General features: G+C 48.2%; 19 protein-coding genes. 8 read left to right on the top strand and 11 right to left on the bottom strand.

The genetic code is table 11. The features are described 5' to 3' along the window. The first annotated feature begins 112 nt into the window (after positions 1-112). The gene (locus QVE43_RS02955; protein WP_288004209.1) at positions 113-856 is read left to right on the top strand and encodes a DUF2279 domain-containing protein; all 744 of its coding nucleotides are present in this window, start codon (positions 113-115) and stop codon (positions 854-856) included. 7 nt (positions 857-863) lie between these two features. Here QVE43_RS02955 and QVE43_RS02950 read toward each other — a convergent pair whose 3' ends face one another. Together QVE43_RS02950 and ispF are read right to left on the bottom strand one after the other, a co-directional pair. Further along, positions 864-1877 carry an ABC transporter ATP-binding protein gene (locus QVE43_RS02950; protein WP_288004208.1) on the bottom strand — a complete coding sequence of 338 codons (1014 nt, stop codon included), beginning with the start codon at positions 1875-1877 and terminating at the stop codon, positions 864-866. Continuing rightward, positions 1874-2362, bottom strand: coding sequence for a 2-C-methyl-D-erythritol 2,4-cyclodiphosphate synthase (ispF, locus tag QVE43_RS02945; RefSeq protein WP_288004207.1), 489 nt, complete (start codon positions 2360-2362; stop codon positions 1874-1876). Before ispF ends, QVE43_RS02950 begins: the two co-directional genes overlap by 4 nt. Positions 2363-2469: 107 nt before the next feature. On the opposite strand from ispF, the gene hemN reads away from it, so the two are divergent. Next, the gene (gene hemN, locus QVE43_RS02940) at positions 2470-3849 is read left to right on the top strand and encodes an oxygen-independent coproporphyrinogen III oxidase (protein WP_288004206.1); all 1380 of its coding nucleotides are present in this window, start codon (positions 2470-2472) and stop codon (positions 3847-3849) included. A 24-nt stretch (positions 3850-3873) separates the two neighbouring features. Here hemN and QVE43_RS02935 read toward each other — a convergent pair whose 3' ends face one another. From QVE43_RS02935 to QVE43_RS02915, 5 genes are all read right to left on the bottom strand, one after another. Further along, the gene (locus tag QVE43_RS02935; protein ID WP_038029172.1) at positions 3874-4761 is read right to left on the bottom strand and encodes a DUF3822 family protein; all 888 of its coding nucleotides are present in this window, start codon (positions 4759-4761) and stop codon (positions 3874-3876) included. A 95-nt stretch (positions 4762-4856) separates the two neighbouring features. Beyond that, a complete protein-coding gene (locus QVE43_RS02930; protein WP_288004205.1) occupies positions 4857-5480 on the bottom strand; it encodes a hypothetical protein in 624 nt (207 codons plus the stop codon). A gap of 135 nt (positions 5481-5615) precedes the next feature. Further along, a complete protein-coding gene (locus tag QVE43_RS02925) occupies positions 5616-6926 on the bottom strand; it encodes a transglycosylase SLT domain-containing protein (protein ID WP_288004204.1) in 1311 nt (436 codons plus the stop codon). Next, positions 6877-7500 (bottom strand): class I SAM-dependent methyltransferase, encoded by a 624-nt coding sequence (locus QVE43_RS02920; protein ID WP_288004203.1) that lies wholly within the window; start codon positions 7498-7500, stop codon positions 6877-6879. The genes QVE43_RS02925 and QVE43_RS02920 overlap by 50 nt, the downstream gene beginning before the upstream one ends. After that, complete coding sequence (locus QVE43_RS02915) at positions 7487-8773, bottom strand: pitrilysin family protein (protein ID WP_288004202.1); 1287 nt, start codon at positions 8771-8773, stop codon at positions 7487-7489. The genes QVE43_RS02920 and QVE43_RS02915 overlap by 14 nt, the downstream gene beginning before the upstream one ends. Before the next feature lie 107 nt (positions 8774-8880). On the opposite strand from QVE43_RS02915, the gene QVE43_RS02910 reads away from it, so the two are divergent. The 4 genes from QVE43_RS02910 (at position 8881) to QVE43_RS02895 (ending at position 15832) form a co-directional block, all read left to right on the top strand. Further along, the gene (locus QVE43_RS02910; protein ID WP_288004201.1) at positions 8881-11229 is read left to right on the top strand and encodes a hypothetical protein; all 2349 of its coding nucleotides are present in this window, start codon (positions 8881-8883) and stop codon (positions 11227-11229) included. A 71-nt stretch (positions 11230-11300) separates the two neighbouring features. After that, a complete protein-coding gene (locus QVE43_RS02905; protein ID WP_288004200.1) occupies positions 11301-13754 on the top strand; it encodes a T9SS-dependent M36 family metallopeptidase in 2454 nt (817 codons plus the stop codon). Then, entirely contained in the window at positions 13672-14262 is a 591-nt protein-coding gene (locus QVE43_RS02900; protein ID WP_288004199.1) for a T9SS type A sorting domain-containing protein, read from the top strand. Before QVE43_RS02905 ends, QVE43_RS02900 begins: the two co-directional genes overlap by 83 nt. Positions 14263-14371: 109 nt before the next feature. After that, a complete protein-coding gene (locus QVE43_RS02895; RefSeq protein ID WP_288004198.1) occupies positions 14372-15832 on the top strand; it encodes a UDP-N-acetylmuramoyl-L-alanyl-D-glutamate--2,6-diaminopimelate ligase in 1461 nt (486 codons plus the stop codon). A gap of 65 nt (positions 15833-15897) precedes the next feature. Here QVE43_RS02895 and hpf read toward each other — a convergent pair whose 3' ends face one another. The 4 genes from hpf to QVE43_RS02875 all read right to left on the bottom strand — a co-directional run bounded on the left by hpf (position 15898) and on the right by QVE43_RS02875 (position 17997). Beyond that, on the bottom strand, positions 15898-16200 hold the full coding sequence (gene hpf / locus QVE43_RS02890; protein ID WP_038029186.1) for a ribosome hibernation-promoting factor, HPF/YfiA family: 303 nt from the start codon (positions 16198-16200) through the stop codon (positions 15898-15900). Positions 16201-16242: 42 nt separating this feature from the next. Continuing rightward, positions 16243-17127, bottom strand: coding sequence for a tyrosine-type recombinase/integrase (locus tag QVE43_RS02885; protein WP_308445291.1), 885 nt, complete (start codon positions 17125-17127; stop codon positions 16243-16245). 101 nt (positions 17128-17228) lie between these two features. Then, the gene (gene rpsU / locus QVE43_RS02880) at positions 17229-17426 is read right to left on the bottom strand and encodes a 30S ribosomal protein S21 (protein ID WP_288004197.1); all 198 of its coding nucleotides are present in this window, start codon (positions 17424-17426) and stop codon (positions 17229-17231) included. Positions 17427-17523: 97 nt separating this feature from the next. Continuing rightward, a complete protein-coding gene (locus QVE43_RS02875; RefSeq protein ID WP_288004196.1) occupies positions 17524-17997 on the bottom strand; it encodes a DUF4293 domain-containing protein in 474 nt (157 codons plus the stop codon). A gap of 75 nt (positions 17998-18072) precedes the next feature. Here QVE43_RS02875 and QVE43_RS02870 point away from each other — a divergent pair, with 75 nt between their 5' ends. Both QVE43_RS02870 and QVE43_RS02865 read left to right on the top strand, forming a co-directional pair. Then, positions 18073-18753, top strand: coding sequence for a hypothetical protein (locus QVE43_RS02870; RefSeq protein WP_288004195.1), 681 nt, complete (start codon positions 18073-18075; stop codon positions 18751-18753). 200 nt (positions 18754-18953) lie between these two features. Then, positions 18954-20240 carry an ABC transporter ATP-binding protein gene (locus QVE43_RS02865; protein WP_288004194.1) on the top strand — a complete coding sequence of 429 codons (1287 nt, stop codon included), beginning with the start codon at positions 18954-18956 and terminating at the stop codon, positions 20238-20240. The last annotated feature ends 12 nt before the right edge of the window (positions 20241-20252 follow it).

The following is a 20252-nucleotide window of genomic DNA, read 5'->3' as shown; positions in this document are numbered from 1 at the left end:
TTTTATTATATCTCATCTTGTTTTTGCACAAAAAAATCCTGCATTGCCTGATAGCTGCATAAAAAAGCGAAAAACTTTTTTTGCGTTTACAGGGGCAAGCTATACGGCAGGCATGGGGGCACTGGGGTACATATGGTATGGGCAGCAAGGCTTCGACCACTTTACTTTTTTCAACGACGCGCCCCAATGGATGGGGATGGATAAAGCCGGGCATGCCATGACTGCTTTCTATTTGGCAGAGCACACACACGAGGCTTTGCGCACTTTGTGTTATTCGCCTCGTAAGGCGCGCAATATGGCTGCCGTGCTGGCATGGACCGCAATGCTTCCCATAGAGATATTGGACGGCTTTTCGCCGGCTTATGGCTTTTCATGGGCAGATGCCGGGGCAAATCTGGCCGGTGCCATGTTGTTTTGGGTACAAAACGGCAGGGGACCATTGCTTGTGCGTCCTAAATATTCATTTCAACCGTCGCCTTACGCTGCCTTGCGCCCCGGAGTGCTTGGAGACGGGCTCGCCGAGCAGTGGCTAAAGGACTATAACGGACAAACCTATTGGCTCTCTTTCGACTGGCAAGCTTTGTTTAAGCGCCGTCCGTTGTCCGTGCCGCTTACATGGGCAATAGGTTATGGTGCGCAAGAAATGGTATATGCCCGCAGAGACGAGAACTTGCAGGCGGGCTTTCGTCCCTACCGCCAGCTGTATTTTAGCGTGGACATCGAGTGGCGTCAGGTGCCTGCTTCAAAGTCTTGGCTGCGTTCGGTGTTCCGCTTCTTGAATATGATAAAAATACCGGCACCTGCACTCTCTTGGGACGAGCGCCAAGGGTGGCGTTTTCATTGGCTTTATTTTTAGCAGCTTTTTAAGTTCCGGAGCCGGCTGCTATGCTGCTTTTTTGAGTAAGAATTTCATACAGGCGTTGCCAGTCGTGGGCTTGCATGTGCACCTCTTGTAATTCAATATGCCAGCTTCCGCCGGCCTGGCAGCTCACTTTCAGAGTAGCTGATTCAGGCGAGGGGGCAAGGCGCCAGCCCAGACGCTCAAGCAAATGACGGGTCCATGGGGCGTGGGGGGCATCATAGCCGTACAGGAAATAACTGCCATGCGTTTGCTGTGGCACATAACGCATGCTCATGGGGTCGAGTTGGTGCCCTGTTTGCGCAAACAGAAGGTCAAAATAACCGGCCGCCCCCAATGCTTCTGCCAGTCCGCTCACCAAGCGCCCATCGGGCAGTAGCAACCACAGCTCATCGCAGAACTGCATAGCCATGGATAGTTCATGAGTAGAAAACAAAATGCCTTTTTGCTGTTGTTGACACAAGTGCTTCAGCTGACTTAGCAGGGCATGGCGAGCCGGCAAGTCCAAATAAGTAGTAGGCTCGTCTAAAAGAATAAAGGGCGTGCCTTGCACCAGGGCGCGGGCAATCATTACTTTTTGTTGTTGCCCGTCGCTCAACTGTTCAAAATAATGCTCTTTGAGTGGCAACACACCACATTGCGCCAAGGCTTGCTCTATAAGAAGCCGCTGTGGGGGCGATAGCTGCCACATGTCGCTAAAAGAAGAATGGGGGTATAGTCCGAAGCTCACCAATTCCCAAACACGCAGATAGGGCATGGGTGGATGGTGGGTTAAAATAATGCTGATATAGCGGGCGCGCTCGCGGGCACTCATGCGCTTGAGCGCTTTCCCTTGCAGGGTGATGTCACCGGCAAGCGGAGGCAACAAACCGCCCAGCGTTTTGATGAGCGTTGACTTGCCGCCCCCGTTGGGCGATATGAGTCCTATCAGGCGTCCTTTGGGGAGCTTAAAATTCAGCCCCCTGAAAAGGGCATACTTTTTCCTGTAACCGATACTTAAGTTGTGCGCTTCTATCATGCCTGATTTTTATAGATGAGAGCTATAGCCAGCGCGCTAATGCCTTCTTCTCTTCCTACGAAGCCCAGTTTTTCGGTAGTGGTGGCTTTGATAGATACCTGCGACACGTGGACGCCCATCACTTGTGCAAGGCACTCACGCATGGTAGGGATATAAGGTTTTATTTTAGGTCGCTGCAGGCATACGGTAGCATCTATATTGCCAATTGCATATCCTGCTTCTTGCAATAACTCTACCACCTGTTTAAGCAGCTTTTTGCTGTCTATGCCCTTATAAGCAGGGTCGGTATCGGGGAAGTGGGTACCAATGTCGCCCAAAGCAGCCGCGCCCAAAAGCGCATCGCAGATGGCATGAATCAGCACGTCGGCGTCGGAATGCCCTTCCGAGCCTACATGATGAGGCACTTCAATGCCACCAATCATCAGGGGGTAGCCTTCGCTAAGGCGATGAACGTCATATCCTTGACCTATTCGTATGTGCGTCATAGATGTTTTGTTTTAAGGCAAAACTAATGAATGATGAGCAATATCATTGTATGCACAGCCTGTAATTGCTTCTTTTGCTTATTGGTAATAGAAACGTGTGGCTGACTATGATACAATCCACTTCCTCACTGATTCGTAAATATGCTGTTCCCGGACCTCGCTATACCAGCTATCCGACCGTTCCTTTTTGGGAAAACAATGTAGAAGAGGAGGAATGGAAGGAAGCGGTGCGCTTTCGTTTCCGGGAAGAAAACCGGCAGCGGGGCATGAGCATCTACATTCATCTGCCCTATTGTGAGAGTTTATGCACTTACTGTGGTTGCAACAAGCGCATCACAAAGAATCATCAAGTAGAGCGCCCTTATATAGAAGCACTGTTGAAAGAGTGGGCGTTGTATATGGAGTTGTTTGGCGAAACGCCCCGCATACGTGAAATTCATTTGGGGGGCGGAACGCCCACTTTCTTCAGTCCGGCACATTTGCGCATGCTGATAGAAGGTATCACTGCCCATGCTCATTTGTTGCCCGACGCCGTATTGAGCTTTGAGGCACATCCTGCCAGCACCACGCTTGAGCACCTGATGGAGTTGTATGCTTTGGGGTTTCGCCGCTTGAGCTTGGGTATTCAAGACTTTGAGCCGGAAGTGCAGAAGACAATTCATCGCATACAAACCTATGAGCAGGTGGAGAGGGTGGTGCGGCAAGCCCGTGCAGTGGGGTATGAATCCATCAATTTCGATTTGATTTATGGTTTGCCCAAGCAGTCGAGGGAGTCCATTGCGCGTACCATTGAGCATGTAGAGCGCCTGAAGCCGGACCGCATTGCCTGGTATGCTTATGCCCATGTGCCTTGGATGATGCCGGCACAGAAGAGCTTCGAGCGCTGGCTGCCTTCGCCCGAAGAAAAGTTGTCTTTTTATGAGTTTGGGAAACAGCAGTTGACCGAAGCAGGTTACCGCGACATAGGAATGGACCACTTTGCATTGCCGCATGATGCACTTTACAAGGCATACGAAAGCGGAAACCTGCATCGTAATTTTATGGGCTATACGGCAGTAGATACGCGCCTGCTGGTAGGCTTGGGTGCTTCTTCAATTGGCGATGCATGGAATGCTTTTGCTCAAAATGAAAAGAAAATAGAAGACTATAAAAAGGCAGTAGAAGCCGGGCGCTTGCCTATTATCCGTGGGCACCGTTTGCATGAGGAAGACTTGCTTATCAGGCGCCATATCTTGGATTTGATGTGCCGTTACCACACGGTAGCAGACACGCAAGCGCTTGGGGAAGAGAATAGCCGGCTTATTTTTAATGCCTTGCAGCCGCTTTGTGAAGATGGTTTGGTGGAAGTAAAGCCATTGAGCGGACAGCTGACAAGTATAGAAGTGCAAGCAGCCGGCAAGCCCTTTATTCGAAATATATGCATGGCTTTTGACCTGCGTTTGCACCGTAAGCAACGCAAAGAGCCCATTTTTTCTTCTACGGTGTAAAAAAGCAATGGAGCTTTGCCGGGGTTAGTCTAAAAGATGCATGTTAAGCAGGTCATAATAGCGGTGGTCAAGTACCTCATCGAATTGGTAGCTGAAGAGCAGGTGCGGCGGACGACCGCTGAAGCGCAGGTCTTTTATATACTTGCGCAACAACTCTACCGACTTGGCACCGGGGCTGATTTCGCCATAAAGAAGCACGGGGGTTTCATGGGCTGGCATTTGTAGCTCATCCAGTGCAAAAAGGGTGAAATACACGAAGTCTTCGGGCGACAGTACGGGAAATTGATTGATGAGTTTGACTTGCCCCCCCTTAACAGCCATGATGAGTATATACTTGGCTTCGCCATATACATGCAGGGCATTTTCAGGAAGGTTGCCCAGCGCAGTGTTTCTGTAAATGGCTTCTGCAAATACCTGTGCCTGATGATAAATATTGACACTTTGGTTCAGGTATATGTTTTGCAGACGGTTGGCCACGCTGCCGGAAGCTTTAAAGACGCAATGGGCTTGCAGCGCATTCGATTCGGAGAAGCGAGTAGCGTCATTATCCAACAGGGCGGCGGCATCTACGGCGTATTGCAGGTACTCGTCGCAGCGGTACATGTCAAACAACTCTGTGGGCACCCAGCTGAAAGGAGTAGCCCGGAAAGCCAGCTGTACCTTTGCCCAGTAGCCGGCCTTTAACAGGCTGTGTTTTTCATACAGCTCATCGATGGCTTGCAAAAGCTCATCTTCTGTTTGGATGCGGGAGCCGCGATAATCTTCAAGCAACAGGCATCTTGATTCATGCGCATCGACGGCACAAAGGCGGATGGTCCGTCTGCTCACCATGATAGACAGAGTGTATTGCGACAGCCGGTCGGTATCTAAGGCTGCATCTTGTATTTTGTGGGCCGGTTTGTCGAAAATCATAGATGCCTTTTTTATTGAAAAATAATAAGCAAAAAACAAATAACAAGCAAGAAAGCCCCTTCAAGAGAAGGGGCAAAGATGATAAGGTGAAAAGCTTAGAATTCCCAGGTACCTTTGGTAGTGAGTTCGGTTTGCGAACCAAATGCCAATACCGGCTTCTTGCCTGCTTTGCGGTCGGGGTTTTCGGGGTTGGGGTCTGCCACGTAAATCAAGCAGATGGTATTACCGAAGTTCTCGGTTTGTCCTACGTAGAGGAAGAAGGTATCGGGCTTGGCCGCTTGCGCTGTCTCTGTTTCTTCTTCAAGGGTATAGCCTGTTACATCCTTAATGGAGGGGCGCAAGGGCAGTTGTGCTATTTCTTCCGTACTCATTCCTTTCAGCAGCGAGTCGTGCACGGCAACCACAGACAAGGTGTCGTAAGTAACAATGACGGAGTCGTTGCCCAAGTCTTCCTCGTGCTTCGATATGTTGTAAAGGGAGTCTTCAAGTGCAAATTTGAGCAATTTTTCCCAGGAATCGGCATAGCATCCATGCTTGGCATAATATGCTTGCTCCAGTTTGCGAATGATTTCCAAACGTTGGATGATGGCTTGTTCGGTGAGCTCGATGTTACGCTTCTTCTCAATTGGTTTACGCACGGTGTCGTAAATCTGAAAAGCAATAAAGAAGGCAGCTACAAATAAAACACTTGTGAGTATCCAGATAGTTGTTTTGCTCATTGCTTTTATTGTTTAACAGGTTTAATTGCTTCAAAAATACAAAAAATAAGAAATAGCAAAAGAGGCCCAAGAACTCTTTTGTGTGGCAATGAGATTATAGATGTTTATTTTACTGCTTTTACCTTTGGGCTTTTTTTACTCTCGCACCTCTATTGGTACATGGCGGGGACGCTTGTAGCGCAACCAGATGACTCGTCCTTTTTGTAGCGGCTCATCTTTTTTCATCCGGTTGCGTTTCAGCAGCTTCTTGTAACGCACGCCATACTGCTGCGATATTTTCCATAGGCTTTCATTTCCTTGAACAATATGGTACAGTTGCTCTGTTTTTTTTCGTTTTTTAGTGAAAAAGTAAGGAATATTAGCTTGGATGGCTGCGCCTTCCGGCAGGTCGTTGTATGCATAAAAATCATCCACGGAAATGCCGCCCAAGCGTGCCAATGATTCGGCTGTATCGTTTTCTTGAGCGATGACGGCGGTCATGCCGTTGATGGTAACGATTTTTCGTTGTGCAAAGCCGCCGGTAGCGGGTATGGCTGTAGGAGTGGAAGACGAAGTGCGGGGATAAACCACCTCCAGTTGTGCTATTTGCTCGTTGCGCAAAGGTACAATCAATAAATAGGTGTCATCGCCGGGAAGTGTGCTTTGTTTCAACCATGGATTATGGTGTGCAAGGGTCTCGGCGTCGGTTTGAAAGTAGGGGGCGAGCGCTTCCCACCGGCGGGGGACTTGGTCCGGTGCCCACGCTACGGCCGTTAAAACGGGCTCGGCTGCTTGTGCCCCGACGAGCTCTTCCAAAGCAATTTTGTGTGCAATAAAGCGAAGCAGATACCAGTGTGTATCGCCCCGTATTTTCATTGCATTTGCACCATAATAACGGGCATCGGTATAGGGTTTGGCGCCAAATGCCCCGGTATAATAGGCAATGACGGCATATGCCCAGTTTCGATAAAGCGCATAGTGCTTTTTCAAATAGCGTGCAGCCCCCCGGGTAGCATGCACCAGGTGCATGCGTTCATCTATTGAGTCGTCTATGCGTAGTCCTACTTCGCGTGCTGCTGCTTCTTTCATTTGCCAGTAGCCTACCGCTTGGGCAGATGAAACGGCATTGCCGCGCAGGCTACTTTCTTGCACCGCCAGGTACTTCAAATCTAAAGGCACTTGCTCTTCTTTCAATATATCCTCAATGAGAGGAAAATGCATGCGGGCTTTTTCGGCAAGACGCTCGAGATAGTACTGGTTTGCCCACAGCTTGTCCACTTCTTTTTGTATTTGCTGCCGGGCATCTTGGTCAAATTCAATGTCCAAATCCATCAAATGTATTTGGGCAGGCACGGCAGGGGCTACACTTTGTTGCGCAACTGCCGTGTTCACGAACGCTATCCACAAGGTGCACACACTAAGGCAGGCGCGCCACCACTGAACGAATAAAGGAGCCAAAGAAATCATATTGTTGAAGAATTTGAACCGGTTGCCATTCCAAGCATTCAAAATAATGCCAAACATAACTGCCGGGCAAAGGTAAAAGCAGGCGGCAAACAAAGTACATGCACCGCAACATAGTTTGGTGCAGGCTATTGAGACAACAGTAGTCTGTGAGAAGCAGTAGCCCCCCGGCAGGAAGGCACCGGCGTATGAGTTGCATGAATTGCCGGGCTTCTTCGGGGGAATAGAGGTCAATAACAAAAGGAAGCCATATGGCATCTACCGGAAGAGCAGGCAATACATTTTCTGCTTCTTGTAAATAAAAAGAGATATTGGAGTGTCCTTCGGCATGTTGCCGGGCACGTTGCATCATGCCCGGCGCACACTCTATGTAGTGTACGTGTCCGTGCTGTAGATGCGACAGCAGCGCCGGCAGTATTTGCCCCGTACCGCCCCCTACCAGTGCCAGGCGGCTGTGAGGCGGCAGGTGAGGGATGAGCGCCCGTTGGGCGCGTTCGATATTTCCCAGGAAAGCAACCCGCATGAGTCCGTCGTAGAGGGGCGCCAAACGGTGAAAACTACGGCTATGCTTGCTCATCCGGTCCTACACTTATCCAGTGAAGCATATCCGGCAAAAAGTAGGAAGCAGCAGCTTGCTGCACTTCTTCGGGCAGTACCGCCCGGATGCGCTTCAAGTATTGAGTGAGCGAATCGAAGGGGCTGCCTTGCTTTAGCAGACGGGCAAATGTATCGACACGCCGGAACATGTTGGAAAAGCTGTTGATGAATTGACTGATGAGGTGCAGTTGCACGGTATGCACTTCTTCAATGGACGGAGGCACTTCACTCAAACGCAGGAGTTCGTGGCGTATCTCACGCAAAGCGTCCCGGGTGTGTTGGGCGCCCACTTCGGTAGCAATAGTATGCAAAGACAAATCCGGAAACTCTTGAATATAGCTATGCACACCATAGGTGTAGCCCTTATCTTCGCGCAAGTTCTGCATAAGACGTGAGCCGAAATAACCGCCCAGAAGTGTGTCGGTAACTACCAGCTTGTGATAGTCGGGGTGTTGCGGGGAAGGCAACACACGGCCGGCATAAATGCTCGATTGCAGGTGTTGAGGACCTTCCAGGTGGCATGCTTTAGGTGCCGGCGTGTCGCTTGTTGGATGATGAGAAAAAGGCGACTTGACAGGCAGGCTGCCCAAAAGGCGCTCGAGTTGTTCCATGATGAAGGCTTCTTGTGCGCCTGCTGCTACCACCATCATATTGCCGGCATGTATCTGACGTTGGTGGTAGTCGTGCAGATCATTTTCAGTGGTTTGCTCGATATCTTGTAATTCTGTCAATCGCCCATAGGGGTGGTTGTCACCAAAGACCGCTTTTTTGAAAGCACGGGCAGCTACGTGGCTGTTTTTCTCCAGAGCGGTAATGAAGCTTTGTTGAAAGCGTTTTTTCTGAAGGTCGAAGCGGTCGGAAGGAAAGGTGGCATGGGCAAGGCTGTCGTGCAACATGGGGATAAGAGCAGGCAGGTGTCCGGCAAGGGCACTCACTGACAGTTGGCCGTAGGTAGTGTAGCTGCTATATCCTATGTTGGCACCATGGTAGTCGATGAGTTCGTTGATTTGCTCTGCGGTGTACTGCTTGCTTCCTTCCAACAGCATACGGCTGTGCAGCTGTGCTTGTGCCACGTGTGTGCCGGCACAGTTTCCGCCTTGTACAATGAGTTGGAAATAAACAAGCTCGCTGCTTTCATCTATAACCAAATAAACGGGAATGCCATTGGAAAGTAACTTCTTTTCGGGAAGAAGAATGTTTATGCTGTCTATTTGAAAGATGGGCGGTGCTTGTGTTCTGTCAAGAGTGGTCATGGTATTTTTCTTTTGCGTCCGTTTCGCTTACAATAAGCAAAGATACAAGGATGTTACTAATTTGCAGGATGCTATTTTCTGCATTTTTATAAACACCCGTCTTTGACATGATGCGTATAGCTGCATTCATATTTCCGTTTTCCGGCTCATGGTGGTTGCCTTCCACTTTGCTTGCTTTTCATCTTTTGTTGCTGACGGTAGCCATTCAGTTTTGGCAATATCATCACGAGTACGAGCGGGAGTTGCCCGGATACGAGCGTATCTACCGTTTGAGTGCTTCTTTCGATACGGAACAAGGGCGCCGCTATTTGGCAGCAGCACCGCCCGGCACCAACGAATGGCTGTCGTTTTTCTTTGAAGATGCTCTGGAGGGGTGCACCTATCTGCTGCCTACCGAAGGGGCAATTTTGAGTCATAAAGGGAAATACCGTTTCTCTAAATATGTTTTCTTATCAGACGCTTCTTTTTTTCGTGTGTTTCAACTGCCCGTTGATAAGCATTTTGAAGCCAATCAAGCGGTGGCTTGGTTAAGCGATTCCGTAGCCCGGGCACTTGAAACAGAAAAGCAGGCAGACAGCCTCGAGGTGCGCTCTGCATCGGCGCTTTTTTTTGACGGTGTGTATCAATATGAAGGGCGCCTGCCTTTATCTTCTCAAACTCATTTACAAATAGATGCCCTTTTGTTAGGGGCACCATTGACACGCCGTCAGCAACTCTCTTGGCGCTACGTGTATGTAAAAATGCCGGCGTCTTTGACTTCCGAAGCAGAGCAATATTGGGAGAAGCGCATTACCGATTCTCTGAGCGTGCATTATAACGAGTACAAAGCCCTGTATTTTGAATTGACAGCTATTGACCGTTTGCATCTGAAGACCTGGGACATGCCCGAAGAAGAGCTGGCAATGGGCGACAGCTTGCCTCGCGTATTGCCCCAAGCCGTATTGGCAGTGGCTTCGTTTCTTTTCGCAGTAACGGCTTTTTATTATGCCCTTTGGCTCAGGATGCGCTGGATGATGCACCGGAAAGAGTGGTTTGTGCGTTGGGTATCCGGCGAAATGCCGGTGCTACTGTACGGGCGTTATCTCTTGTATGTATTTACTGCTTGGGGGGGCGTGGTGCTACTTGCCGGTGTATTGCACGAGTGGTTACCCTATGAGCGCTGGTTTATGTTGCCGCGCATGGCTTCTTTCATGAAAGAAAGTCCGTTTGAACTTTGGATGGCTTGCGCCGGCGCTTGCATGTTTAGTTTTTGGATAGGGGCAAGGCAGCGTGTGCGCTTTTTGCCTGTTTACCGCCAACCGCAACGCCCGGCTTTTTCTTTACGGCCGGCAAGAATATTATGGCTGCCTCTTTGGGGGCAGTTACTGCTATTTCTTTCTGCGGGGGGCATTCTGGGGTTAATGCTGCAGCAGCTTGCTTATGTGGAACGGCATCCTTTGGGATACGATACTCGTGCTTTGGTGTTGGTGCGCCTGCCACAATACGGCGTGCAAGCCGGTCAATTGCAAGAGGCACAAAAGGCACTGTTGGAGTTGCCCTTCGTGCGCTCGGTAGGGCGTGTGCTGGAGGTGCCTTCGGACCTGCTGCTGCCGCAGTTGATAGTGTATAAACAGGGACAAAAGCCCGGGGTGTGGCAATCGTTATTATGGGGACGCATGATGGTCATGGAGAATGCGCCCGACGCCTTGGGCGTGACTTTGCTGCGGGGGCGCTACTTCAAGCCGGAGGACGATGTGCGGACCACCTTAATGGTAAATGAAGAGGGCTACAAACAGCTCAATGGGGCAGCCCTCGCCTTTGTAACCGACAGCACGGGCAAGCCACTGCCTGCAAAAATCATAGGTGTAGTGCGTAACTTTCACTTCGAGAGCCTGCACCGTCCCGTTGTGCCGATGGTGTGGCTCAAAGGCGATGGACGCATAGGCAGCATATTGATACGCTTGAAGGAAGAAGTGAGCAAAAAACATTTACAAGCCATTCACCGGCTGCTTGCTCAAACACTTCCCGCCGTGCCGTTTATCGAAGAAAAACAATATGATTTAGTGCGGCAACAGTACAACTATGAGCGGGTGCTGGTGCGCCTTCTGGCTTTGGCTTGGGCAGCCATGATTCCCGGCTTCTTGCTTACGGCATGGATTGGCATCCGTCAGTGGATAGGGTTACGGCAGCGCAGCGCAGCGCTTTACCGCTTATTGGGGGCTTCGGTATATGATTTCCTCCGGCAGGAGCTGAAAATACCTTTTGTGCTTGCTTGCCTGGCTTTGCTGTTGGTGATTTGGGTGCAATATGAAGTGGAAACGCGGTGGATTCAAGAGTATTTTGCCTACTTTTCGCCTGTTTGGTACTATAGCATGTGGGTTCCTGCCGGCTTGTTTGTATGCTCTGTTGCAGTGCTTTATGTGTTTGCGCTCTTCTTTTGGAAGCGTATATACTTACCTGAACAATTTCGTGTATAGTTGGTTTTTAATTTTTTGAATCTAACCCTTACCTTTGCACTGACAAAATATTCTTTCAAAAATTTAGACACATGAGAAAAATTGTACTACTATCACTCGGTTTGCTGCTCACTTTGCTTGCTTCGTTGAGTGCGCAGCAGCTGCCTTCCACACGGGTGGAGCAATTGAATGGGCATTTCCGGCTTTCTACATCTGCCCAAGACTGGGAAGTGACGCATCATTTCGAAAATAACGGCGTGGAGTATTGGTACTTTCGTCGTATGTATCAGGGAATTCCCGTTTTTAATCAGCATGTAACGGCTGTTTTCCGCAAGGGGGAATTATTGCATGCTGCCGGTGATCCTACTGACCTGAAGAATGTACAGGCTACCAAAGCAGCTGCCCTCGATGCCGCTGCTGCTTTTGCTAAAATACTGCAATATGCCGAAGCTGATACCGGTGGTTGGGAGACTGCCGGGGAGCACCGTGGCAATGGCGAATTTGTGGTGTATCGCCAAGAGAAAACCGGCGTCCGGTCAGTTTTGCGGCGTTTCTGGTGGCAAGAAGAAGACGGCAGTTTGCGCTTGGTATGGGCCGGAGCGGCGCCTTCGGCAAATCATGCTCATTGGTGGGAGGTGTTGGTAGATGCTTCGAATGGCGACATGGTGCAGCGTTTCGACTGGGCGGCGCACGACCATTGGGAACTCTGTTTGGAACACAGCAACCGACGCTCTGCTGCACCGGTTCGCCAAGAACAGGCTACAGTCAAGAAGAAAGGTGATGGAGCCAAATACAATGTGTTTGCTTTGCCTTTGGAAAGCCCCAACCATGGTTCCCGTTCCCTGGTGACCGACCCGGCAGATCCCACTGCCTCGCCTTATGGATGGCACGACGTAAACGGTGCTGCGGGGGCAGAATATACCATCACCCGCGGCAACAATGTGTACGCTTATGAAGATAGCAATGCAGATAACGCTCCGGGATACAGCCCGGATGGTGGTGCTTCCCTGAATTTCGACTTTCCGCTGGATATGGGACAGCAACGTCCCGACTTGTTTCAAGATGCTGTTATTACCAATTTGTTTTATTGGAATAATATTATTCACGACGTCTTTTACCACTACGGCTTCGATGAAGTGAGTGGTAACTTTCAGCAAAACAACTACGGGCGTGGCGGGCAAGCCGGCGATGCTGTGAATGCAGAAGCACAGGACGGCTCCGGCACCAACAATGCCAATTTTGCCACCCCCCCGGATGGCACTTCACCTCGCATGCAAATGTACTTGTGGGTAGGTAATGTTTATGATGTAGAAATTACGGCACCGGCTTCTATTGCCGGCGAAAAACAAACTTCGCGCGCCCAGTTTGGTAAGCAGCTAAGTGAGCTGTCCGCACCTATTACAGCCGAGGTCGTATTGGCTGATGATGGTGTGGATACCACCACGAACGCTTGCAGTCCTTTGGTAAATAATGTAAGCGGTAAGATTGTGTTGATTGACCGTGGGGCATGTACTTTTGTAACCAAAGTAAAAAACGCGCAAAATGCGGGCGCAGTGGCAGTCATTGTTGCCAACTATGAAGATGCTTTGCTTAGCATGGGTGGCGAAGATGCTACTATCAACATACCGGTTGTGATGATAAAGAAATCAGATGGAGATGCCATCAAAACAGCTCTAAGCAATAACCAAACGGTTACGGCCACCATACGGTATGATGCGCGTGCCTTAGATAGCGACCTCGACAATGGCATTATCGTGCATGAGTATGGGCATGGTATTTCCACACGTTTGACCGGTGGCGCTGCTGTTTCTTCTTGTCTCAACAACGAAGAGCAAATGGGAGAAGGCTGGAGTGATTGGTTTGCCTTGATGCTGACCATGAAAGCCGGCGATACAGCCACTGACCCGCGCGGTATCGGTACCTTTGCTGCGGGGCAGCCTACAACAGGCGTAGGCATTCGCCCGGCGCCTTATACCACCGACATGAGCGTGAACGGATTCACTTATGCCGACTTGCCGAATCAGGGGCTTTCGGTGCCGCATGGCGTTGGTTTTGTATGGGCAACCATGCTTTGGGATTTAACCTGGAAGTTTATCGATTTATATGGTTTTGATTCGGACTTGATAAACGGCAATGGCGGAAACAACAAAGTATTGAAGCTGGTGGTGGAAGCGCTTAAAATGCAGCCTTGCAATCCCGGTTTTGTGGATGGGCGTGATGCCATCTTAGCCGCAGACAAAGTGCTCTATAACGGAGCGCACGAGCAAATAATATGGGACGTATTTGCCCGCAGAGGCTTGGGTTGGAGCGCTTCACAAGGCAGTAGCAATAGCCGTAGTGATGGCACCGCTGCTTTTGATGTGCCGCCGGCTTGCCGTGCCAATGCAGGTTATATTATTCCGCCTGCCGGAGCCGAGCAATGCATATGTGGGTGGCGACTTGCCCGCTTTTCAACACAACTACTTGGGTACGAATGCAGCCAACAGCAACCCCGGCACCGGTTACAACTACACTTACCTGCTAACTGCCGCAGAGGCTCCTTATGAAATACTGGCAGTAGAACCTACCGGTAACTTCGACTGGACCGGTTTGCCCCAAGGCAGCTATACAGTTTGGGGAGTGTCTTACGACAAGGGCAATACGCAGACCATCGAAACGTATTTGTCGGGCAAGAGTAATGTGAGCGATATCCAAGCAGATATTGACAACTCGGTAATATGTGCACACTTGTCTAATAAGGATAAGAATGGACAAGAAGTAATGGTGGAACTCAAAGATCCCTTGGGGGTAGAAGAAGTAAATCAATTAGGAATAGCCATTTATCCCAACCCGGTGAAAGACTACATGCTCCGCATGAATGTGGGACAAGCGACAGGGCAAATGCTCCGGCTACAACTATGGAGCCTGGACGGCAAGTTGTTGTGGAAAGATACACGCCGTGCCGCTCAAGTGGAATGGATCCAATTGCCGGAGTCTATCCGCCAAGGCACTTATGTGTTGAAGGTAGAAAATGAAAAAGGCGAGCAGAGTGTGCTCAAGTTGCTTGTGCAATAAGTGTATGCCGCCTTGGTTTTGAACAATAAAAGAAGAGGGCAGCCTGTCTGCCCTCATTTTTTTTCTATAATTTTACCTTCCTTGTTTGGTTATTGAACGAACAGAGATTATGACACACGTACTTAGTGAGCTTCTTTATGGCATAAAGATAATATCAGCCACGGGCGACATGCATGTGCCGGTGGCTGACCTTGCCTTTGACTCGAGGAAGGTGTTGCCCGGTGCCCTCTTTGTGGCGGTGCGCGGTACCCAAACCGATGGGCATCAATACATAGGGCAAGCGTTGGCGGCCGGTGCGCGTGCGGTGGTGTGCGAGGCACTGCCGGCAGAGCTGCATCCGTCGGTAACTTATGTTCAGGTAGAAGATTCGGCAGAAGCCCTGGGACTACTGGCTGCCAATTTTTATGGGCGCCCTTCCGAAAAGCTGAAAGTGGTAGGAATAACCGGCACCAATGGCAAAACAACGACGGCTACGCTGCTTTACCGCTTGTTTATGGCTATGGGTTACCGGGTGGGGCTCATTTCAACAGTAGTCAACCGTATTGGAGAAGAAGAGTTGCCGGCTACTCATACCACCCCCGATGCGCTTTCGGTGCAGGCTTTGTTGGCAAGGATGCAGCAGGCCGGCTGTACGCACGTATTCATGGAGGTGAGCTCGCATGCCTTGGACCAAAGGCGGGTGGCCGGCTTACATTTTACCGGTGGAGTTTTTACCAACATCAGCCGTGACCATCTGGACTACCACAAAACCTTTGAAGCTTATATCCGGGCAAAGCAGCGTCTTTTCAACGACTTGCCTGCCGGGGCTTTTGCCCTGAGCAACCGGGATGACAAACGGGGCGAGTATATGCTTCAAAACACACGTGCGCAGCGCCTGTTCTTTGCCTTAAAGCGCCCGGCCGACTTCAAAGGGCGTATATTGGAAAACACCATCGAAGGGCTTCATATGGAAATCAACGGCATAGAGGCTTGGTTTCGCTTAACAGGCGCTTTCAATGCTTATAACCTGACAGCAGTAACAGGAACGGCGGTTGCTTTGGGCGAGCCTATAGATGTTGTTATTGAAACACTTTCCGGATTGAAAGGCGCACCGGGGCGTTTCGAGACGTTTGAAAGCAATGGAATAACAGCCATTGTAGATTATGCCCACACTCCGGATGCTCTTGCCAATGTGTTGCAAACCATCCGGGAGTTGCGCGTTCCCGGACAGCGTATTATTACGGTAGTGGGGTGTGGCGGAAATAGAGACAAGGGCAAGCGCCCGCTCATGGGGGCAATGGCAGCGCAAATGAGCGATTACGCCATCTTTACTTCCGACAACCCCCGCTACGAACAACCCATGGACATCATCCGGGATATGCTCGAAGGCGTGGGCGTAGCCGACAGAAAGAAAGTAATCGTTATAGAGGAGCGCAGGGCAGCCATTCGTGAGGCTATACAAATGGCACAAAGAGGAGATATTGTTTTGGTGGCGGGCAAAGGGCACGAACCCTATCAAGAAATAGAGGGGGTAAAGCATCCTTTCGATGACAGACAAGAGGTGCAGGCGGCTTTTGCAATGCTTCAATAGTAGCAGATATGCAAAAAGGCGGGCTTATGAACCCGCCTTTGCTGTTTTTATTTACTTTTTGCTTCTTAATGAGTAGTCTCTTTTTCTTTTAGCTTAAGAATTTGACGCCGCAGGTTTTCTACCACTTCCACGGCAGCTGCCTCAAAGCTGGTATTGATGCTTTTAGAAAAGAGCGAATGCCCCGGAGCATTGAGTTTTATTTCTACTACTTTATTTTCCCGGCCGTGCTCGCCTTTGTCTAAGCGAAAGATCACTTCGCCATCCACAATGCGGTCGTAAAAACGGTCCAGCTTATTGAGCTTCTCTTGCACAAAGTCCAACAACTTCTGGTCGGCTTTGAAGTGAACGGATTGAAAGTTGACTCTCATAGGTCTTACTGTTTAAGAGTGAAACATGGAACTGAAAGAAAGTTAGGCTTTGGGATGCGCCTGCTCAAAGATATCTTTGAGGCGCTCCAAAGAATTGTGTGTGTAAATCTGGGTAGCACTTAGGCTGCTATGTCCCAGAATATCTTTAATGGCATTGAGTTCGGCGCCCCGGTTCAATAGATGGGTCGCAAAAGTATGTCGTAAAACATGGGGGCTTTTTTTCTCTTTATGATTGACCATAGTCAAATACCTTTGCACGATTCTGTATAAAAGCAGTGGATAGGCTTGCTCGCCTTTATTGCTTAAGATAACATATGGGGATGAATTTTCAAACTTTTTCTTTTTAAAAACAAAGTATTGTTTGAGCAGGTGCACCAAGTGGGTACTTATGGGAATGACGCGTTCTTTATTGCCTTTACCTTTTACCTTTATGGTGCTTTGCAGAAAGTCTATGTCCTGCTCTTTGAGTTGAATAAGTTCCGATTCGCGCATGCCGGTTTGGTAAAGAAGCTCCAACACCAGGCGATCGCGCATGCCGGCAAAAGTGTTGGGGAACTCTATTTCGTCGAGCAGTTGCTGCATAGCCCCTTCTTCCACAAAAGTGGGCGTGCGCTTGGGCGTTTTCATCGGCTTGATGCGCAGTGCCGGATTGACCTTTATAATTCCCTTTTTAAGCAAAAACTTATAAAAAGACTTGAGGGTGGCTATTTTACGGTTGATAGAGCTTGCTTTAAGTCCTTGTTCGGAGAGGTGCACTACCCACGAGCGAAGGGCGTTGTGATCCACTTGGCTGAGGTCTTCGGTTTCATAAATCTCTGCCACATAGGATCGAAACTGTGCCAAATCGTGGGCATAAGAGGCAATAGTGTGTGGGCTTCGGCGCTTTTCGTATTCAAGATATTGTAGAAACTTGTCTGTCAGCTGCATAAAAAAAGGGGTTAAAAGCTTGGATTGCTTCTAACCCCAATATAGAAAAATTAAAGCGAAGCGCAATGCTTTTTTGTCATTGCTGCTTTCAGCAAAAAAGCTTAGCCTTGCAGTTCGCTTTGTGCTTTCTTCTGACGGTAGATGGCACGAGCCAGTTCGCGTTTTCTCTTAACCGAAGGCTTTTCGTAGAAAGTGCGTGAGCGATACTCGCGCAATACACCTGCTTTGTCAAGCTTCTTCTTAAAACGCTTGAGTGCCTTGTCGATAGATTCGTTTTCTTTTACAGTTACGCTAATCATACTTGCTTAAACACCCCCTTTCTTTTTAGGTTTCACATCATGTGCGATGATGCGGCTGCAAAGGTATGAAGTATCAATGAAAAAAACAAGTCTTCACTTACCGGATGCGATCGGCAGAACGCACCAGCCGCTCATCCCGTCGAATAAAGCGGTTGGCGAGCGTGATAAACATCATAACGGCAATGATGACAAAGAAGCCATAGTAATGCCCGCGTTGCTCGGGAAGAAACAGCTTTTCATATTTTGTGATAACATGATAAACAGACCAAAGTACAAGAATCATCAATACCAACGAGTTCACGGCATTGAGTTTGATTTGCTTGAGACGGTTGGTATAGCTGAATAAAGAGCCAAATGAGAGGGCAGCAGAGGCTAAAACCAAGGGCACAAAGTAATAAATGGTTTCGCTGCTGACTTCTTTACCCCCTTGTGTATGCACAAACTTCCACAAGTAAAGAGTAGCTTCCTGCTCGCCTTGTGGGGTGGCTTTGGTCCAAAGAGGAATGTAGAAGAGTAACAGAATGCCGATGCCTGCCAGGGCTAAAAAAACGGATTGAATGCGCTGTATCATAACTTGTGATTTGTTTAACAAGTGCTAAATTGATGCTGCAATATTAACACATTTTCATCAAAAACGAGGAAGAATATGCTGCTACAGATAGTGGCGGATGGAGGGCCCATGTATCAAGAAACCCTTACCGCAGTGGCAGAGCAGGTGGTCATAGAACCATGGAATGCCATTTCTTCGCTGGCTTTGTGTGTGCCGGCTATTTATTGGTTCCTGCGCATCAGAGAGCACCTGAGAAGAACCCCCGTGTTGTTTCTTTGCTGTTTGCTTTTGTTCTTGAATGGCGTGGGAAGCACGCTGTTTCATGCATTTAGAGTATCGCGCTGGTTTTTATGGATGGATGCATTGCCCGCCTTACTGCTAACTCTGACATTGGCCGGGTACTTTTGGCGGGTGTGGTTGCAGCGCCTTGTGCATTGGTGGGGCGTGATAGGTGTTTTTTTGCTGCTCGTGCTTGTCTTGGGATGGTTACTGAAGGGGAGCTGGTACATGAACACCCAATATCTGTTGCGTGGCATTTTTTTGTTGCTACCTACCTGGGGTATCTTGCGCAAAACACATTTTATGGAATGGCGCTCTTTAGCTATTGCCGGTCTTTTTTTATCTTTGAGTTTGGGTTTTCGCCTATTGGATAAAGTTTCAATAGAATGGCTGCCTATGGGAACACACTTTTTGTGGCATCTGATGTCGGCAGTAGGAGCATGGTTCCTGGGTAAGTACTTGTTGTCCTTGGAGCATTATTTCCTGCATCGTCGCTAGAAATGGCCAATTATGTTATTTACATTTGTTTGATATAGCATTATTCCGTTACTTTCTTTTAAAGGTCTTTTTTGTTAGTTTTACATCAAAAAATATTTTTATTATTAATCAAAATTTAAAATGCACAGCATAATGTTTTGTTTGATGACGGGTATTGAAAATTCTAATTTAGAACTATCTTTCTAAAAAGTGTAGAGAAGATGTCAAACATTGTATTATCAGTAGAAAATGTATGGAAACAATATCGCTTGGGTGTAATAGGGGTGAGCTCTTTACGTGAGGAAATAGAGCGTTTCTGGGCAAAAATAAAAGGGAAAGAAGCTCCACTTTTTAAGGTAGGTGAAACCAACGATAGGCAAAACATTAGAGGAAGATATGTGTGGGCTTTGCAAGACATTAACTTTGAAGTGAAACAAGGGCAAGTGGTGGGAATAATCGGCGAAAATGGAGCGGGAAAATCTACTTTACTGAAAATTCTTTCAAAAGTAACTCCCCCGACTAAAGGAATAATTAGAATAAAAGGAAGAATAGCAAGCCTTTTAGAGGTAGGCACGGGATTTCATCCTGAGCTTACGGGCAGAGAAAATATTTTTCTAAATGGTGCTATCTTAGGGATGACTAAGAATGACATTCGTAAGAAGTTTGACGAAATAGTGGAGTTTTCGGGTATAGGGAAATATGTTGATACGCCTGTAAAGCGTTATAGTTCAGGTATGTATGTGCGTTTGGCATTTGCAGTAGCCGCACATTTAGAACCTGAAATCTTAATTGTAGATGAGGTGCTTTCCGTAGGTGATGCCGAGTTTCAGAAAAGATGCCTTGGCAAAATGCAGGATGTAAGTAGTGAAGGACGCACGGTACTCTTTGTGAGCCATAATATGGCAGCGGTACACTCATTGTGCTCTTATGGTATTTTAATGAACCAAGGGAAAGTGAAGTTTCAGGGTAATATTGATGTCGCTATCAAAAATTATTTGAACCAAGTGACTATCAAAAATGATAACAAAACACAAATAGAAAAACTATTAAAATTACAAGATGAGTTTATTGAGATTATTTCCCTAAAACTATTTCAGAAATCTGTTGGCGACCTCCTTGATAACGCATTTGACTCAGGTGAGGATATTTGCCTTCAATTTGTATATCGAGTTAAAAAAGAAGTGATAGGACTAAGAATAGGGTTTGAGCTTCAAACACTGGAAGGGTTAATTATTTTTAGAAGTTTTCATGATGACAGGCACGAGGAACTTGAAACCATAAAAGCTGGGACTTACTGTGCATTAGCAAGAATTCCCGCCAACTTTTTGTCACCCAAGGAATACATAATCAATATTGCGATAGGAATACATAATTATCGTTGGATCGTTTATAACGATTGTAAATTAACGATTTGTTCTTCAGGTGTGCCAACGTTCAACAAACCTTATGGGTACATTCATGAAGGGGTGCTTATGCCTTTAATTAACTGGGACTATACACCTTTGTAAATTTTATGTAAA

The sequence above is a fragment of the Thermonema sp. genome, from assembly GCF_026003375.1.
Lineage (GTDB): Bacteria > Bacteroidota > Bacteroidia > Cytophagales > Thermonemataceae > Thermonema > Thermonema rossianum.
This window is presented reverse-complemented; position numbering and strand designations above follow the sequence as displayed.

Excerpts from the sequence above, each read along its gene's own strand:
- QVE43_RS02955 (WP_288004209.1), top strand. The coding sequence starts at position 113 with ATGGGGGCACTGGGGTACATATGGTATGGGCAGCAAGGCTTCGACCAC.
- QVE43_RS02950 (WP_288004208.1), bottom strand. The coding sequence starts at position 1,877 with ATGATAGAAGCGCACAACTTAAGTATCGGTTACAGGAAAAAGTATGCC.
- ispF (WP_288004207.1), bottom strand. The coding sequence starts at position 2,362 with ATGACGCACATACGAATAGGTCAAGGATATGACGTTCATCGCCTTAGC.
- hemN (WP_288004206.1), top strand. The coding sequence starts at position 2,470 with ATGATACAATCCACTTCCTCACTGATTCGTAAATATGCTGTTCCCGGA.
- QVE43_RS02935 (WP_038029172.1), bottom strand. The coding sequence starts at position 4,761 with ATGATTTTCGACAAACCGGCCCACAAAATACAAGATGCAGCCTTAGAT.
- QVE43_RS02930 (WP_288004205.1), bottom strand. The coding sequence starts at position 5,480 with ATGAGCAAAACAACTATCTGGATACTCACAAGTGTTTTATTTGTAGCT.
- QVE43_RS02925 (WP_288004204.1), bottom strand. The coding sequence starts at position 6,926 with ATGATTTCTTTGGCTCCTTTATTCGTTCAGTGGTGGCGCGCCTGCCTT.
- QVE43_RS02920 (WP_288004203.1), bottom strand. The coding sequence starts at position 7,500 with ATGAGCAAGCATAGCCGTAGTTTTCACCGTTTGGCGCCCCTCTACGAC.
- QVE43_RS02915 (WP_288004202.1), bottom strand. The coding sequence starts at position 8,773 with ATGACCACTCTTGACAGAACACAAGCACCGCCCATCTTTCAAATAGAC.
- QVE43_RS02910 (WP_288004201.1), top strand. The coding sequence starts at position 8,881 with ATGATGCGTATAGCTGCATTCATATTTCCGTTTTCCGGCTCATGGTGG.
- QVE43_RS02905 (WP_288004200.1), top strand. The coding sequence starts at position 11,301 with ATGAGAAAAATTGTACTACTATCACTCGGTTTGCTGCTCACTTTGCTT.
- QVE43_RS02895 (WP_288004198.1), top strand. The coding sequence starts at position 14,372 with ATGACACACGTACTTAGTGAGCTTCTTTATGGCATAAAGATAATATCA.
- hpf (WP_038029186.1), bottom strand. The coding sequence starts at position 16,200 with ATGAGAGTCAACTTTCAATCCGTTCACTTCAAAGCCGACCAGAAGTTG.
- QVE43_RS02885 (WP_308445291.1), bottom strand. The coding sequence starts at position 17,127 with ATGCAGCTGACAGACAAGTTTCTACAATATCTTGAATACGAAAAGCGC.
- rpsU (WP_288004197.1), bottom strand. The coding sequence starts at position 17,426 with ATGATTAGCGTAACTGTAAAAGAAAACGAATCTATCGACAAGGCACTC.
- QVE43_RS02875 (WP_288004196.1), bottom strand. The coding sequence starts at position 17,997 with ATGATACAGCGCATTCAATCCGTTTTTTTAGCCCTGGCAGGCATCGGC.
- QVE43_RS02870 (WP_288004195.1), top strand. The coding sequence starts at position 18,073 with ATGCTGCTACAGATAGTGGCGGATGGAGGGCCCATGTATCAAGAAACC.
- QVE43_RS02865 (WP_288004194.1), top strand. The coding sequence starts at position 18,954 with ATGTCAAACATTGTATTATCAGTAGAAAATGTATGGAAACAATATCGC.